This is a genomic window from Gorillibacterium timonense (assembly GCF_001457415.1).
Lineage (GTDB): Bacteria > Bacillota > Bacilli > Paenibacillales > NBRC-103111 > Gorillibacterium > Gorillibacterium timonense.
Genome location: NZ_LN881724.1, coordinates 1,977,817 through 1,992,350 on the forward strand (window position 1 = coordinate 1,977,817; position 14,534 = coordinate 1,992,350).

The window sequence follows — 14,534 nt, forward strand, 5'->3', positions numbered from 1 at the left end:
ATCTAAGAAAATAAGACGAAGGGGAGATGAACCTATGATCTCCATTGAAAAGCTAGCTGAGGAATTAAAGCTGACAGGAGATAAAACGAGATTAACCATATTATCCTTCTTACGTGAACGGGAATGCTGTGTATGTGAGTTGGCTGAACTGCTGCAAACAAGCCAGCCAAACGTAAGCCAACATATGCGAAAATTAAAAGACGGTGGACTTGTAAGCGAAAGTCGGAGAGGACAATGGATCTACTATCGTTTAAAGCTCCAAGAAAAACCATACCTGGAGGAATTGCTGCGAGTGCTCCCTTCTCAAAAAGAGAAAACAGATCAGGTTTGCGCAGAAGATTGCTGCAAATAAACAACGAGGGAAGGTGAGGTGGGCTGAAATGAGCGCTACAGCAAGAAAAAAGCTTTCATTTTTAGACCGCTATTTAACGTTATGGATCTTCTTAGCAATGGGGATTGGGATTGGATTAAGCTACGGGTATCCGGATTTCGTTGATTATCTGAATCACTATCAAACCGGGACGACATCGATTCCGATCGCGATTGGCCTCATGTTAATGATGTACCCCCCTCTAGCAAAGGTTCGTTATGAAGAGCTGGGACGAGTTTTTCGCGACTGGAAGGTCTTGCTCCTGTCCCTCGTTCAAAACTGGGTCATTGGCCCGATTCTAATGTTCCTCCTGGCCATCGTCTTTCTGAATGGTTATCCGGAATATATGGTGGGGCTAATCATGATCGGCCTGGCTCGCTGCATCGCTATGGTGATTGTATGGAATGATTTGTGCAAAGGCGACACCGAGTATGCCGCCGGATTAGTTGCTTTCAACTCGATTTTCCAAGTGTTGTTCTACTCCATCTACGCTTATGTGTTTGTGAAGATCTTGCCCGAGTGGTTTGGTTTACAAGGAATGTCCGTTTCCATCACGATCGGAGAAGTCGGGAAGAGTGTATTGATCTATCTAGGAATTCCTTTCTTTGCCGGGATGATAACCCGGCTCATCGTTGTCAAGGCCAAAGGCCGGGTTTGGTACGAAAAGGTGTTTATCCCGAAAATCAGCCCGCTCACCCTCATCGCACTCTTGTTCACGATCATCGTTATGTTCTCGCTTAAAGGCAATACGATTGTGGAGCTGCCGCTTGATGCTGTGCGGATTGCGATCCCGCTGCTGATCTATTTTGTCATCATGTTCCTGATTTCGTTCTACATGGGCAAGAGAATGGGAGCTGGTTATCCCGTAACTTCTACTCTGGCTTTCACGGCAGCAAGCAACAATTTCGAACTAGCCATAGCCGTCGCAGTAGGTGTTTTCGGCATTCATTCCGGAGCCGCTTTCGCTGCGGTAATCGGACCATTGGTGGAAGTACCCGTCATGATTGCTCTGGTTAACGTAGCTCTACAGTTTCAGCGTAAATATTTCCAAACGAAAGCTCTCAAAAACTAACCCACAGAGGGAGAATGACACTCATGGACAACAAAAAGCTGGTTTATTTTCTTTGCACAGGAAACTCCTGCCGCAGCCAAATGGCAGATGGATTTCTGCAGGCCCTTGGAGGAGAGAAGTATATCGTTAAAAGCGCCGGTTTGGAGGCTCATGGCTTGAATCCTCGAGCCGTTCAAGTCATGCATGACGCGGGTGTAGATATCAGCACGCATACATCCAAGGTGATCGATCCTGAAATTTTGAACAAAGCGGATTATGTGATTACCTTATGCGGCCATGCGGATGAACATTGTCCGGTGATCTCCAACAAGAACGTGGTGAAATGGCATTGGGGATTTGACGACCCCGCCAAAGCAACAGGAACCGAAGATGAAATCATGGAGAAATTCCGGGAAGTGCGGGATGCAGTGAAGGCAAGAATTGAAGCGTTTGTGGGAGAAGACAAGTAACTTCGAAGCAAAGGGGATCATCATGAGTCATTCCTACCATGCATTAGTGAACGAAAGCATATTTATGGGCGGTGCGAATGATTTGCAGGAGATGGTCATGTGAAACCGGCTCAATGGGAAGCTTTGCATAACATTTATAAGAAATAAGCCCTTGAACGCAAAGAAACCGGTGGTCCCCAGAAGAGACTACTCGGTTTCTCTGCGTTCCCTGTTTATAAGGATCACAATATCTTTTCCATAGCCATCACATCAATAAATTGCCCTTTCAGTATTCCTTGCTTTTCAAAAACATCAACCTCTCGGTACCCAGCTTTATGTTCAAAGGGTTGGCTTTATTGCTTTAATGACGGCGGAGACAAGGAATTGGTCGAGATCAGAGCCTGGCAGCCATTCTTTAATAAAGCTCTTGGAGCTATCCTTAGGCTCAATTGAAATAGCAGTAAAACCGCTCTTCTTCAACAGCCTTTCGAGCTCTTGAATGGAAGAAGCGCCCGAAATACAGCCCGAATAAAGCGCATCAATATCATCTCGAATAGCAGGAGGAAGCTCAGCCGTAACAACAACATCCGCGATGGCTAACCGCCCACCCGGCCGGAGGACACGGAACGCTTCAAGAAACACTTGCTGCTTATCCGGTGAAAGATTGACTACGCAATTGGAGATGATGGCATCCACGGTTTGATCGGCCACAGGCAACTGTTCGATTTCACCAAGGCGAAATTCGGTGTTGATGAAATGGCCTTTCGTAGCGTTACTACGCGCCCGGCTGATCATTTCCGGTGTCATATCAACTCCAATCACCTTTCCTTCAACACCAACTTGACGAGAAGCCAGGAAGCAATCAAATCCACCTCCACTGCCCAAATCCAATACCGTCTCACCGAGCTTAATTTCTGCAATAGCTTGAGGATTGCCGCAACCGAGGCCCAGATTCGCCCCAACTGGAACGGAAGAGAAATCATCTTGCGAATAACCGAGTTGCTCGGATACAAGATTCGCATCTTTACCTTGATCACAACACGCAGGGCTTTGGCAGCATGTGCTTCCTTGGCTTTCTTGCAGGGCAATTTGACGGTAACGGCCACGGACATTATGTCGAATTTGATCATGGGATAGCGGGGTCATGGAATTCCCTCCTCATTTTTTTTACCAGTAAGGTTGCACAGAGCAGCAAACAGAACCTCCTTTCAATTAATTGTACTTTGCAAGTATTAGGTGAAATGAGGTCAGCCCATTATTGGCCGACAACACTTATCAGACTTCGCCATAGCCTCATTAAGCAGATGAATCGAACGAAGGACCATTTCTTGATCCGCTAAGCTCATATACGAAAAGGCTTCATCCAGGTAATCATTCATTTGCTTATCAATCGTAGTAGCGACATATTTCCCTTCAGGTGTTAAAGACAAGGTGTAGACTCGGCGATCCGAGGGATCGGGTGTCTTATTTAACAAATTCATCTTGATCAAAGCTTGAATTTGCCGACTGAAGGTTGTGATATCTGTACCTAACGTGTTGGCAATTTGCTGCATGGAGGGTTTATGCTGTCGATCTACTTCATAAAGAATATGGCTTTGGATAGGGGAGATGTCACAGCCGCCTATCGTGCAGCAATTCTTATTGAGCAGGCCGAATCGACGGGTCATGATTTGAAACAACTCGCGTTTGTTATCCATTCGAACTTCACCTCACAGGAAAGTTATACCATCTTTATTTGCATTATGCAAGTATTTATCGCGTGAGAACGTCAAAGCTTAGTTTGGAGAATCATGCTTTTGATTGGATTACTCGCAGATTCTTTCCAACAAGGTACCCAATTGTTCGGCTAACACTTGATAAGAGACGGGCCTCTCGTTCGTAAACCACCATTCGACTATGCCTACATACGAGGATGCAACAAAATGAACGACAAGATCTTTATTTAATCCTTCGTTCTTGCCCTTGGTGTTATCCACTTCATTTTGAAACTCTTCAACGAGAAAATCCAGAAATCGATTGCGGAAGAAAGGGGCTCCCTTGCTTGCTAGCATCGTGGCGAAAAAGGTGTAATTATCCTCAAAATATTCCGTCCAAACCACCGAACCCGTTACAAAATCCAAATCAGCTGCTGCTTCGCATCGCACCCGAAGCTCTTGGATATGAGTCTCGATCAATTTGTCCAGCAAGTCGTATTTATCCATGTAATGGAGATAGATCGTTCCTCGGCTCACATTTGCTTTATCCGAGAGATCTTGAATGGTAATATCATCGAAATTTTTCTCGGCCATGAGTTCAATCACGGCCGTTTTCAAGGCTTCTTGTGTTTTGAGAATTCTTCTGTCCACTTTCGACATCTCGCTCACCGAACTTTCTTATGTCGTCATTAGTAACGGATCATTGTTCTATTATGAACTTGCTTATAATTATAAACAAACGTTTATTATCTTATCAATACAATAATAATGAACAATTTTCTAGAATCTATCCATTACTGTACAAATCGCTTCGAATTAACAATAGGCAACAACTTTAATCGGATTATAATAATAGACATGTGCACATTATAATAATTGTGCTTAAAAATAATGTTGCCAAACGGGATGCAGCGATAACTGGCCAAGTCCGGCAAGCGATAAGCCAGTTTTATTGAATCGACTGGAGGGGCAAGCAATGGAAATAACCGAAGCAGCGAAAAAGTACCATGAACGATTGTTTCCGGGCTATCCATCCAAGCTGTTGGAGACGGATCCGGAATTCATTGAACGATTTGACAACTTCGCATTTGATGAGGTCGTCAATCAGGACGACCTGGATGATCGTACCCGCATGATGGCTATTTTGTCCGTTCTGGTCGGCAGTCAAAGCATAGATGAGTTTAAAGCCATGCTTCCGGTAGCACTGAACTTTGGCGTTACGCCTGTTGAAGCTAAAGAAGTGGTTTATCAGTCCGTTCCTTATCTTGGCATCGGAAGAGTGGTTCCTTTTCTGCATGCTATAAATGAGATCTTGATCGCACGAGGGGTGGAGCTGCCTTTGCCAGGTCAAGCAACAACGACCTTGGATAACCGCTTGGAGGCGGGAAATCAGGCGCAGGTGGACATTTTTGGAGATGGCATGCGGGATTTCTGGCAATCAGGCCCGGAGGAGAGCCGGCACATCAATCGTTGGCTCGCCGCTAACTGCTTCGGGGATTTCTATACGCGAAAAGGTCTCGATTATAAGGACAGAGAGATGATAACCTTCTGCTTTCTATTGGCCCAGGGCGGATGCGAGCCACAGTTGATCAGCCATGCCGCAGCCAATATGAGGCTTGGAAACGATAAGTTGTTCCTGATTAAGGTGATCTCCCAATGCCTGCCTTTCATTGGTTATCCGCGCAGTTTGAATGCTCTGCGCTGTGTGAATGAGGTAGCTTCTACGGATTTTCCCGCAGGAGAATAAGCGGAACAATTAAATTTGAATGAAAGAAGGGATCCACCATGGAAAATGAACATCTTAGTAAGAGCACCATTTTTCCGTTGGGAGAAAAGGTTATCGTCAACTTTACAGGCGACGCCTACCTACAGATGGTGTTTACGGATCCGGCTCCTCTGAATACGGCAATCGGAAACGTAACCTTTGCTCCAGGGGCACGAAATAACTGGCATGCTCATCGGGCGGGACAAGTTCTGTTGGTTACAGGCGGCAAGGGCTGGTATCAGGAAGAAGACAAGCCAGCTCGCCTGCTCCAAACCGGTGATGTAATCAACATTCCTCCTAACGTGAAACACTGGCATGGCGCGACCAAAGACAGCTGGTTTGTCCATCTGGCCATGACGCCAGGGGATACCGAATGGTTTGAAGCCGTCGAGGATAAATGGTTTGATCAGCTCTAATATCTTGAACTTCGAAAACGGAGGTCTTACGAATGGAATACATCAAATTTGGCAATACCGGAATGGACGTCTCCCGAATCTGCCTCGGGTGCATGAGCTTCGGAGAGGCGCTACCGGAATGGCATCAATGGGTGTTGGATGAGGAACAGAGCCGTACTGTGATCAAAAGAGCCCTTGAGCTCGGCATCAATTTCTTTGATACAGCCAACATCTATGCGGGAGGGACTAGCGAAGAAATCACAGGACGGGCGCTCAAGGACTACGCCAATCGCGATGAGATTGTCCTGGCAACAAAGGTATGGGGACGCATGCATCAAGGCCCCAATGGAGCGGGGCTTTCTCGAAAGGCCATCCTGAGTGAAATCGACAAAAGCTTAAAGCGATTGGGCACCGATTATGTGGATCTTTACATCATCCATCGCTGGGATTACAACACACCCATTGAAGAAACCATGGAAGCTCTACACGATGTGGTGAAGTCCGGAAAGGCTCGCTACATCGGCGCTTCGGCTATGTATGCTTGGCAATTTCAGAAAGCTCAGCATGTGGCGGAGAATAGGGGCTGGACGCGTTTTGTCTCCATGCAAAATCACCTGAACCTCATGTACCGGGAAGAGGAGCGGGAGATGATGCCGCTATGCAAGGACCAGAACATTGCGGTCACTCCTTACAGCCCGCTGGCATCGGGAAGACTGATCCGCGACTGGTCGGAAACCACCCATCGGTCCGAAACCGACTATATTCAAAAATCCAAGTACGATGCGACCGCCGATGTGGATCGGGTAATCGTGGAGCGCGTGGCGTCCATCGCTAAGGAGCGTGGCGTATCCCACGTCCATATCGCGCTTGCCTGGCTTCTGCAAAAAGAATCGGTTGCCGCCCCCATTGTCGGCGTAACGAAACTAGCGCAGCTGGAGGATGCGGTAGGCGCTCTTGCGGTGAAGCTAACCCCGGAAGAGGTTGCTTTCCTGGAAGAACCGTATGTCCCGCATCGGGTAGTGGGAGCTCAGTAAGGCAGAGATGAATGGCTATAACAAGCAAGGAGGAGGAACAACAAATGGAATATGTAACGTTAAATAACGGAGTAAAGATGCCCATTCTGGGCTATGGGGTTTACCAGATTCCGGATCCGGCAGAATGCGAACGATGTGTGCGGGATGCGATAAGTGTCGGTTACCGTTCCATTGATACTGCGCAAGCTTATCGGAATGAAGAAGCCGTTGGCCGTGCGGTTAAGGAAAGCGGAATACCTAGAGAGGATTTCTTCATCACCACGAAGGTTTGGATTTCGAATGCGGGCTATGACAAGGCGAAAGCATCTCTTGAGGAATCCTTGAGAAAGCTTCAGCTTGATTACTTGGACTTGGTTCTTATCCATCAGCCCTTCAATGACTACTATGGCACTTACCGTGCGATGGAGGAGCTCTACAAGGCGGGGACAATCAAGGCGATCGGCGTCAGCAACTTCTACCCGGACCGATACATCGACCTTGTTCAATTCAGCGAAGTGGTGCCGGCCGTCAACCAGGTAGAAACCCATGTCTTCAACCAGCAAGTGAAGGCGAATGAAATTATGAAGAAATATAACACCCAGATTGAATCCTGGGGGCCTTTCGCCGAAGGAAGAAACGATTTGTTTACGAACGCGACCCTCAAAGAAATTGGAGACAAGGTTCAGAAATCGACAGCCCAAGTTGCTTTACGCTTCTTGATTCAGAGTGGCGTGGTTGTTATTCCAAAGACAGTAAACAAAACGCGTATGGAAGAAAACTTCAACGTGTTTGATTTCGAACTGACGGCAGAAGATATGGTGAAACTAACCTCGCTGGATACGGGAGAAAGTGCATTTTTCTCTCACTATGATCCGCAAACGGTTGAGTTTTTAACGGATTACGCCAAAAAAGGGCTGGAATAAAGCTCCTCGGGCATGAAAACAAGCAAGATGCTGTCCTGTACAGTAAATTCGATGAAGAGGTGGAAACAAAGAATGAAGGCCAATATTATGTATGCTGCAGGCGATGTTCGCGTGGAGGAAATCCCCGTACCACAATTGCAGGAACCGACCGATGCGATTCTGAAGGTGGTTGCCGCCTGTATTTGCGGAAGCGACCTGCATCCTTATCACAACATGCACGCCCATGAGCATGGCGAAGGCGAAGCGATGGGCCATGAAGTGATCGGACGAATCGAAGAAATGGGCTCGGAGGTTTCTGGGTTTACCAAAGGCGATTTGGTCATCGTGCCTTTTGCCGTCGGAGATAACACCTGCCCCTTTTGTAAAGAAGGACTTATGACGTCCTGCATCCACGGAAGCTTTATGTCGGGCTGCCAAGCCGAATATGTTCGAATTCCTCAAGCACAGGGGAGCATGTTTAAACTGCCTGATGAAATCGATGAGAATTCTCCCTTGCTGCCATCCCTGCTAACCTTGTCAGACGTCTATGGCACCGGCTATCACGCGGCGGTGAAGGGCGGAGTGAACGAGAATACGACGGTAACCGTTATCGGCGATGGAGCTGTCGGCCTACTCGCCGTCCTGTCAGCGAAGAAGCTCGGCGCGAGGAAAATCATTCTGATGGGCCGTCATAAGAAACGGACCGATCTTGGCATTGAATTTGGCGCAACCCATGTTGTTCCGGAACGCGGAGAAGAAGGAATCGCGAAGGTCCGGGAGCTGACGAATGGGGAAGGGACACATGTGGTCCTCGAATGTGTCGGGCTGATGCCAGCTTATGAAATGAGTCTTGGAGCTGTCCGGGCGGGCGGGGTGATCAGCCGCGTTGGCGTGCCGCAGTATGAGAATGCTCCCGTCGGTTTTGCAAGTCTGTTCGGGCGCAATATCACACTCACGGGAGGACCGGCGCCAACACGCGCCTACATGGATGAATTGCTGCCGGACATTCTTGACGGAAGCCTTGAACCGGGCCGAGTCTTTGACGTAACAGTCGATCTGGACGGCGTTCCGGAGGGCTATCGCGCCATGGACAATCGGGAAGCACTCAAAGTGTTAATCAGGCCTTAACAAGTGCTGAAGCCATAAACCAGGAGATGTACCACAAGCCATTAATGGGTAGTGGTACATCTCCTTTTATTCTTTACCGATCGTTCCCGATATGTTATAGTATGGACGGGAGGGAAAGGGAATGGCGAGGAGCAAGGAATTTGAAGAGAACGAAGTATTGGAGAAAGCGATGAGGCTGTTCTGGGAACAGGGCTACGAGAAGACATCCATGTCCGATCTGACCGATCACATGGGAATCCATCGTAGAAGCTTGTATGACACGTTTGGCGATAAGCATTCGCTGTTTCTCAAAGCCATGGATCGTTATGGCGATAAAGTCAGCGCTGCGCTTACAGGAGAAATTAAGCGATCCAAGTCGGCTAAACAAGCTCTGCAGATCATCTTTAGCTTTATGATTCTCGAAGACGAGGAAACCCCACCCGGCTGCCTAATGGTAAATTCTGCGGTGGAATTGGCAGCGCGCGATGCCGATGTTGATTCGAAGTCCACAAGATCGTTCACCCTAGCAGAGCAGCTGCTCAAAGAAATCATTGTTTGGGGGCAGCGAAATGGAGAATTCACCCTTGATAAAGATGCTGAGGAACTGGCAGAATATCTGCATAATGTGTGGGTTGGGTTAAGGGTTATGGCCCGTACCTCGATCTCCGAAGAAAAACTTCGCCGGATAGCCAATACTTCAATGGAATTTTTGGAGGTTTGATCTTTCTGGTGCGAGTTTTTTTCACCCATTCTAGAATGATCATTCTCAATAAAGGGAGCGCTCGACATTTTTGATTATCCTCCCCCCATATCTACTACAAACGATAAAGGAGATCAATAAAATGAACATTTCCGAGCAAGTGGCTTTCGTTACTGGCGCGAACCGAGGTTTTGGTCGTCATCTGGCTCTTGAACTTCTATCCCGAGGAGCTAAGGTGTACGCCGCGGCACGAAATCCGGAGTCCGTTGACATTCCGGGAGCTATACCTGTCAGGCTCGATATTACCAACCCTCAGGAAGTATCGGAAGCTGCTGAAGTCGCGAAGGATGTGACGATTCTCATCAACAATGCCGGATCGTCTACAGGCGCTTCTTTGCTTGACGGTGACCTCAATCAAATCCATTTGGAGATGAATACGCACTTCTTCGGCACCCTTTCCATGGTTCGAAGCTTTGCGCCCATCCTTGCAAATAACGGGGGAGGGGCCATTCTAAACATTCTCTCCGCGTTATCATGGGTAAGTACGGGTACTATTGGAGCTTTTTCCTCCGCGAAATCGGCAGAGTGGGCGCTAACGAACGATCTGCGCATCAGTCTGCATCCTCAAAACATTCGAGTAGCCGGCCTGCATGTTGGCTATATGGAGACAGACATGACAACGGGGGTGAATGCTCCCAAGTCCAACCCTGCGGAAATTGCCAAAATCGCTATCGATGGCATAGCTTCCGGGAGCTATGAGATTATTGCCGACGACACGAGCCGCAAGATAAAAAATGCGTTGACCGGCGGAGTCGCAGCGATTTACCCACATTTTGCTTAAGCTCAAATAGAGAGGAGTTTGTCAATGGAAAAGATATGGAGTAAAACAACGGTTGGAAGAATGGAATTGCCCCATCGGTTGGCGATGGCGCCAATGACTCGCAGTCGTGCGCAAGGCGACGGTACACCGGGAGAATTAAGCTCCTTGTATTATGCACAGAGAGCATCCATGGGGTTGCTTATTACAGAAGGCACGCAGCCTTCCGATGATGGCCAAGGGTACTTAGGTTCGCCCGGAATCTATACGGACAAGCATATTGAAGGATGGAGAAAGGTGACAGATGCAATTCACCAGGCTGGTGGGTATGTGTATATCCAACTTATGCACGCCGGGCGCATGTCCCATCCAGACAATACACCGCATCATCGTCAGCCCGTAGCTCCATCGGCTGTCGCACCCGCTGCGCAGATGTTTACGGCCAAAGGGATGCAAAAGATCCCCATTCCGCGCGAGTTAACCGAGGCAGACATTCGTACGACGATCGATGACTTCCGCCGGGCAGCAGCGGCAGCGATCGAATCAGGTTCGGACGGAGTCGAAATTCACGGGGCCAACGGTTATCTCATCAATCAATTTATCAGCGAAAATTCGAATAGACGAACGGATGCCTATGGCGGATCCGCGATAAATCGAGCTCGCTTCGCGATTGAGGTAGTTAAAGCTGTCGTCGAAGAGATCGGGGCCGATCGAACGGGCTTCCGAATCTCTCCAGGGACAACGCTCGGAGGAATTGATGAAGGAGAGCAAGGCTTTGAAGTGTATCGTTATCTGATCAAACAAATAGCCCAATTCGATCTGGCTTACCTTCATGTCATGCATCTCGGCAATGACGCTCTGCTCCGGGAAATCCGTTCGTTATGGCCCAATTCGTTATTGGTCAATCGGGCTGGGCGGGCACTTGACGACCTTTGCGTCGATCTGGATAATGGCCTTGCCGATGTGGTGCCTGTCGGGGTATGGTCATTAGCCAATCCTGATTTCGTCGAACGTCTTCAATCCGGTTATCCATTAAATGAAGCAGACCGAGCTAGTTTGTACTTTGGTCATGGAAGCAAAGGGTATACAGACTATCCGACGATGAAGGAATTAGAACAACCATAAGGGTAAACAAATCATAAAGGGTCCGCTCTCAGAGCGGATCCTTTATGATTTGTTAATATCACTACCTGGAAATCATTCGCTCGGGAAAGTTTAGTCCCCCAAGAAAACGATACTTTTAGCCGGGTCATACCTTTCCTTTAATTGTTTCATGTCAGATCTGGGCGGTGAACCAAACATACGGGAATATTCACGGCTGAATTGGGAGGCGCTCTCATAACCGACTCGGAAAGCAACTTCAGCAGCTTCCGCAGATTCGGTAAGCAATAAACGCCGTGCCTCCTGCAACCTCAATTGCTTTTGAAATTGAATAGGACTCATACCCGTTACTTCCTTAAAATTACGGTGGAAAGAGGAGAGACTCATACTCGCTGTTTCGGCTAGCTCTTCAACACGTATGGATTGATCGAAATTTGTACTCATGTAATCAATTGCTTCTCTAATCCGATAAGTATTGCTGCCGATCATGGCGATTTGACCCAGCGCAACACCATAAGGCCCCTTCAAAAGGGTATACAAAATCTCCTTTGTAATTAGTGGAGCAAGGAACGGAATGTCTTCTGGTCGGGTAAGCAATTCGATAAGTCTTAGCGTCGCATCCATCAAGGAATGCTCCATTTGCCCTACAAACAGGGCACGCTTTGTATTATCATTCGGCACTATTTGAACATTAGCCTCGTTAATCACCTCTACTATCTGATCATTGGTAAATTCTAATTTAATGCTCAGATAAGGGACCTCGGTTGAAGCTCTAATAATTTGGCCAACGACAGGCAAATTCATAGAAGCAATCAAATAATCAGTTGATCCATATTCAAATCGTTCCTCCGCCAAGAGCACCTCTTTAACCCCTTGGGCAATTACGCAATAAGAAGGCTTATACACCCTGTACGCAGGTTCAGATACTTCGGAGTATTGGAGATAAATAGATTGGGAATAGCGGTCTCAAACACACCATCTTTAGGTGAAAATTGCTGAATGAGCTTTGCCATTTTTTTTGCTGATGAAGGATTGCCTCAGACATGATGTTATTCCTCCCGTTATCTTTTCTCGATTATAAACAAAAATGATCCGTATCGTTATCGATATGACAGGAATAGGCAATCATTTAGTACGATCAGGATAACGGTTATTTGCTTTTTCGTACATAATTAGATGATAGGACAAAATCATAATGAGAGGATCAATCAAGGAAATGAATAATAACTGGAAAATATACATGCTCGCCTTAATCAGTTTCTTGGTAGGAACGACGCAATTCTGTATTGTAGGGATGCTTGATAAAATAGCTGCGTCCGCCGGAGTATCCGTATCCACTGCAGGTCAGCTGATCACTGCATTCGCACTCAGTAATGCGATTGGAACCCCTATCGTAATGATAGCCACAGCGAAGATGAACCAACGCAAGCAATTAGTAATGGCGCTTATTATCATTTTGCTCGGAATTGCTTCAACACTTACGCTTCCGGGCTTTATCCTATTGATGGCATCTCGTGTTGTTCTTGGACTCGGGACCGGAATTTTCGTAGTTACAGCCTATTCGCTGGCCTCAAAGCTAGCCGCTCCCGGACGACAAGGCTCTGCGATGTCCAATGTGGCAATGGGATTCAGCTCCTCACTTGTGTTCGGAGTTCCAATCGGCCGTATCATCGCAGCCTCCTATACTTGGCAGGCCATATTCTGGGGCATAGGTTTATTATGCCTACTGGCGGTCTTTTTCGTGGCGAAAGTTATTCCAGCGATGGAAGGGGAAGCTTCTGTGCCGTTATCCCGGCGGCTCTCTTTCCTGAAGCAGCCGCAGATTGCAATCACCTTGGGTGTGACTTTCTTTGTATTTGTCGGCTTTTCAGTGGTAGATACCTATATTACACCCTTTCTCGCTGCAGATATGCCAACGATGGAAAGCAGGATGAGTGTCATCCTCCTAACATTAGGAATAGGCAGCTTAATAGGTTCCAGATTAGGCGGCTTCCTGGCGGATCGTATTGGTGTTACTCGTACACTTTTCTGTTCGATGGCTATTCAAGCGCTTGCCTTGGTGCTGCAATCCACCGTTTCTGGATGGATAATCGTCACTATAGTGTTCCTTGTGGTTTGGGAAATATCCGTCTGGACGTTCGGTCCAACCCAGAATTTTAAACTTGTTTCGCTTGCCCCTGAGGCTTCCAGTATTGTTCTAAGTTTAAACAGCTCGTTCGTACAGATGGGCTTTGCTGCAGGAGCGGGAATAGGGGGGATAGCGATTAGAAGTTTTTCAATCATGGCGATTCCTTGGATCAGTGTCATTTCGGTAGTGCTTGCTGCCATTATCGCAGTTCTATCGCTAAGCCGGAGCCGTTCTGCTGTAAACTCGAAAGGTTAATTTCCAAGTAGAAAACAGCGTAGGAGGCGACACTTTTGAAAAAAAGCACAACAATCCCTTTACTTTTGATTCTTGTGTTATCAATGACACTGCTTGCAGCATGTGATGACAACCGTACCGAAGAACTGCCGAATATCGCGGCCAGCCAAAGCACACTTCCTGTTCCACCTGTATGCAAGCCAGTAGATGATGGGCAGACTGACCGTGGACCCGGTAAAGCTCTCATCGTTTATTTCACCAAAGTAGGATCTATCTCCTCTTCCGAAGATGCAGATGCGGTATCCGGGGCAAGCTTGAGAGTCGGTGATACAAGCAAAGCTGGAACTACAGAAGTGATTGCCGGTATGGTGCAGGCAGCAGTGGGCGGCGATCTATTCCGGATTGAAACTGTAGAACCTTATCCGGAGGATTATCAATCAACGGTGAAGCAGGCGACGGAAGAAAGAAGGGCAGGGGACAAGCCGTCGCTAAAAACGAAAGTAAATAAAATGGATGACTACGATGTCGTGTACCTGGGATATCCTATATGGGGAATGAGTCTCCCTGCGCCACTCGTATCGTTTTTGTCCGAATATGATTTTTCGGGTAAAACCATCATCCCTTTTTGCACGCATGCGGGGTATGGACCGGGGCAGACTGTTTCAGCCATTAGAGAGCTTGTCCCTGGGGCAGCTGTCCTAGATGGCTTTGAAATAGAACGTACTAAAGTCTCAAACGCAGAAGAAGCCGTATCCGCGTGGCTGCGTGAAATTAGGAACGAAACAAGAGCAGATGCAAAGTAAGCATT

The 14,534-nt window shown here is 47.5% G+C and carries 17 protein-coding genes and 1 pseudogene; 13 read left to right on the top strand and 5 right to left on the bottom strand.

Annotated features, from left to right (window positions below; all coding sequences use genetic code 11):
• Positions 1-34: 34 nt before the first annotated feature.
• From BN2684_RS21740 to arsC, 3 genes are read left to right on the top strand one after another with little or no spacing between them, the layout of a single operon-like run.
• On the top strand, positions 35-352 hold the full coding sequence (locus BN2684_RS21740) for an ArsR/SmtB family transcription factor (RefSeq protein ID WP_058304175.1): 318 nt from the start codon (positions 35-37) through the stop codon (positions 350-352).
• Between the two features lie 28 nt (positions 353-380).
• A complete protein-coding gene (arsB, locus tag BN2684_RS21745; RefSeq protein ID WP_058304176.1) occupies positions 381-1,442 on the top strand; it encodes an ACR3 family arsenite efflux transporter in 1,062 nt (353 codons plus the stop codon).
• 23 nt (positions 1,443-1,465) lie between these two features.
• Positions 1,466-1,891, top strand: a complete 426-nt coding sequence (gene arsC / locus BN2684_RS21750) for an arsenate reductase (thioredoxin) (RefSeq protein WP_187385793.1) — start codon at positions 1,466-1,468, stop codon at positions 1,889-1,891.
• Between the two features lie 221 nt (positions 1,892-2,112).
• Here the strand turns inward: arsC and BN2684_RS25125 are convergent.
• The 4 genes and pseudogenes from BN2684_RS25125 to BN2684_RS21765 all read right to left on the bottom strand — a co-directional run.
• Positions 2,113-2,205: pseudogene (locus BN2684_RS25125) on the bottom strand (arsinothricin resistance N-acetyltransferase ArsN1 family A); the annotation flags it as partial.
• A gap of 4 nt (positions 2,206-2,209) precedes the next feature.
• Positions 2,210-3,016: an arsenite methyltransferase gene (locus BN2684_RS21755; protein ID WP_058304178.1), complete on the bottom strand. Its 807-nt coding sequence runs from the start codon at positions 3,014-3,016 to the stop codon at positions 2,210-2,212.
• Between the two features lie 101 nt (positions 3,017-3,117).
• Positions 3,118-3,567, bottom strand: a complete 450-nt coding sequence (locus tag BN2684_RS21760) for a MarR family winged helix-turn-helix transcriptional regulator (protein WP_058304179.1) — start codon at positions 3,565-3,567, stop codon at positions 3,118-3,120.
• A gap of 108 nt (positions 3,568-3,675) precedes the next feature.
• The gene (locus BN2684_RS21765) at positions 3,676-4,224 is read right to left on the bottom strand and encodes a TetR/AcrR family transcriptional regulator (RefSeq protein WP_058304180.1); all 549 of its coding nucleotides are present in this window, start codon (positions 4,222-4,224) and stop codon (positions 3,676-3,678) included.
• A 316-nt stretch (positions 4,225-4,540) separates the two neighbouring features.
• Between BN2684_RS21765 and BN2684_RS21770 the strand changes: the two genes are divergently transcribed.
• The 8 genes from BN2684_RS21770 (at position 4,541) to BN2684_RS21805 (ending at position 11,388) form a co-directional block, all read left to right on the top strand.
• The gene (locus BN2684_RS21770) at positions 4,541-5,311 is read left to right on the top strand and encodes a carboxymuconolactone decarboxylase family protein (protein ID WP_058304181.1); all 771 of its coding nucleotides are present in this window, start codon (positions 4,541-4,543) and stop codon (positions 5,309-5,311) included.
• Between the two features lie 38 nt (positions 5,312-5,349).
• Positions 5,350-5,745 (top strand): cupin domain-containing protein, encoded by a 396-nt coding sequence (locus BN2684_RS21775; protein WP_058304182.1) that lies wholly within the window; start codon positions 5,350-5,352, stop codon positions 5,743-5,745.
• 32 nt (positions 5,746-5,777) lie between these two features.
• Entirely contained in the window at positions 5,778-6,758 is a 981-nt protein-coding gene (locus tag BN2684_RS21780; protein WP_058304183.1) for an aldo/keto reductase, read from the top strand.
• A gap of 44 nt (positions 6,759-6,802) precedes the next feature.
• Complete coding sequence (locus BN2684_RS21785) at positions 6,803-7,660, top strand: aldo/keto reductase (RefSeq protein ID WP_058304184.1); 858 nt, start codon at positions 6,803-6,805, stop codon at positions 7,658-7,660.
• 72 nt (positions 7,661-7,732) lie between these two features.
• On the top strand, positions 7,733-8,767 hold the full coding sequence (locus BN2684_RS21790; RefSeq protein WP_058304185.1) for a zinc-binding dehydrogenase: 1,035 nt from the start codon (positions 7,733-7,735) through the stop codon (positions 8,765-8,767).
• A gap of 121 nt (positions 8,768-8,888) precedes the next feature.
• Complete coding sequence (locus tag BN2684_RS21795) at positions 8,889-9,467, top strand: TetR/AcrR family transcriptional regulator (protein ID WP_058304186.1); 579 nt, start codon at positions 8,889-8,891, stop codon at positions 9,465-9,467.
• Between the two features lie 121 nt (positions 9,468-9,588).
• On the top strand, positions 9,589-10,287 hold the full coding sequence (locus BN2684_RS21800; protein WP_058304187.1) for an SDR family oxidoreductase: 699 nt from the start codon (positions 9,589-9,591) through the stop codon (positions 10,285-10,287).
• A gap of 24 nt (positions 10,288-10,311) precedes the next feature.
• Positions 10,312-11,388, top strand: a complete 1,077-nt coding sequence (locus BN2684_RS21805; protein WP_058304188.1) for an alkene reductase — start codon at positions 10,312-10,314, stop codon at positions 11,386-11,388.
• Between the two features lie 90 nt (positions 11,389-11,478).
• Here the strand turns inward: BN2684_RS21805 and BN2684_RS21810 are convergent, their stop codons facing one another.
• Entirely contained in the window at positions 11,479-12,270 is a 792-nt protein-coding gene (locus BN2684_RS21810; RefSeq protein WP_316245528.1) for an AraC family transcriptional regulator, read from the bottom strand.
• A 289-nt stretch (positions 12,271-12,559) separates the two neighbouring features.
• Between BN2684_RS21810 and BN2684_RS21815 the strand changes: the two genes are divergently transcribed.
• Together BN2684_RS21815 and BN2684_RS21820 are read left to right on the top strand one after the other, a co-directional pair.
• Positions 12,560-13,747: an MFS transporter gene (locus BN2684_RS21815; protein ID WP_234340298.1), complete on the top strand. Its 1,188-nt coding sequence runs from the start codon at positions 12,560-12,562 to the stop codon at positions 13,745-13,747.
• Positions 13,748-13,782: 35 nt separating this feature from the next.
• Positions 13,783-14,529, top strand: coding sequence for a flavodoxin (locus BN2684_RS21820; protein ID WP_058304190.1), 747 nt, complete (start codon positions 13,783-13,785; stop codon positions 14,527-14,529).
• The last annotated feature ends 5 nt before the right edge of the window (positions 14,530-14,534 follow it).

Excerpts from the sequence above, each read along its gene's own strand:
- BN2684_RS21805 (WP_058304188.1), top strand. The coding sequence starts at position 10,312 with ATGGAAAAGATATGGAGTAAAACAACGGTTGGAAGAATGGAATTGCCC.
- BN2684_RS21755 (WP_058304178.1), bottom strand. The coding sequence starts at position 3,016 with ATGACCCCGCTATCCCATGATCAAATTCGACATAATGTCCGTGGCCGT.
- BN2684_RS21775 (WP_058304182.1), top strand. The coding sequence starts at position 5,350 with ATGGAAAATGAACATCTTAGTAAGAGCACCATTTTTCCGTTGGGAGAA.
- BN2684_RS21740 (WP_058304175.1), top strand. The coding sequence starts at position 35 with ATGATCTCCATTGAAAAGCTAGCTGAGGAATTAAAGCTGACAGGAGAT.
- arsB (WP_058304176.1), top strand. The coding sequence starts at position 381 with ATGAGCGCTACAGCAAGAAAAAAGCTTTCATTTTTAGACCGCTATTTA.
- BN2684_RS21800 (WP_058304187.1), top strand. The coding sequence starts at position 9,589 with ATGAACATTTCCGAGCAAGTGGCTTTCGTTACTGGCGCGAACCGAGGT.
- BN2684_RS21780 (WP_058304183.1), top strand. The coding sequence starts at position 5,778 with ATGGAATACATCAAATTTGGCAATACCGGAATGGACGTCTCCCGAATC.
- BN2684_RS21770 (WP_058304181.1), top strand. The coding sequence starts at position 4,541 with ATGGAAATAACCGAAGCAGCGAAAAAGTACCATGAACGATTGTTTCCG.
- BN2684_RS21815 (WP_234340298.1), top strand. The coding sequence starts at position 12,560 with ATGAGAGGATCAATCAAGGAAATGAATAATAACTGGAAAATATACATG.
- arsC (WP_187385793.1), top strand. The coding sequence starts at position 1,466 with ATGGACAACAAAAAGCTGGTTTATTTTCTTTGCACAGGAAACTCCTGC.
- BN2684_RS21760 (WP_058304179.1), bottom strand. The coding sequence starts at position 3,567 with ATGGATAACAAACGCGAGTTGTTTCAAATCATGACCCGTCGATTCGGC.
- BN2684_RS21790 (WP_058304185.1), top strand. The coding sequence starts at position 7,733 with ATGAAGGCCAATATTATGTATGCTGCAGGCGATGTTCGCGTGGAGGAA.
- BN2684_RS21785 (WP_058304184.1), top strand. The coding sequence starts at position 6,803 with ATGGAATATGTAACGTTAAATAACGGAGTAAAGATGCCCATTCTGGGC.
- BN2684_RS21795 (WP_058304186.1), top strand. The coding sequence starts at position 8,889 with ATGGCGAGGAGCAAGGAATTTGAAGAGAACGAAGTATTGGAGAAAGCG.
- BN2684_RS21765 (WP_058304180.1), bottom strand. The coding sequence starts at position 4,224 with ATGTCGAAAGTGGACAGAAGAATTCTCAAAACACAAGAAGCCTTGAAA.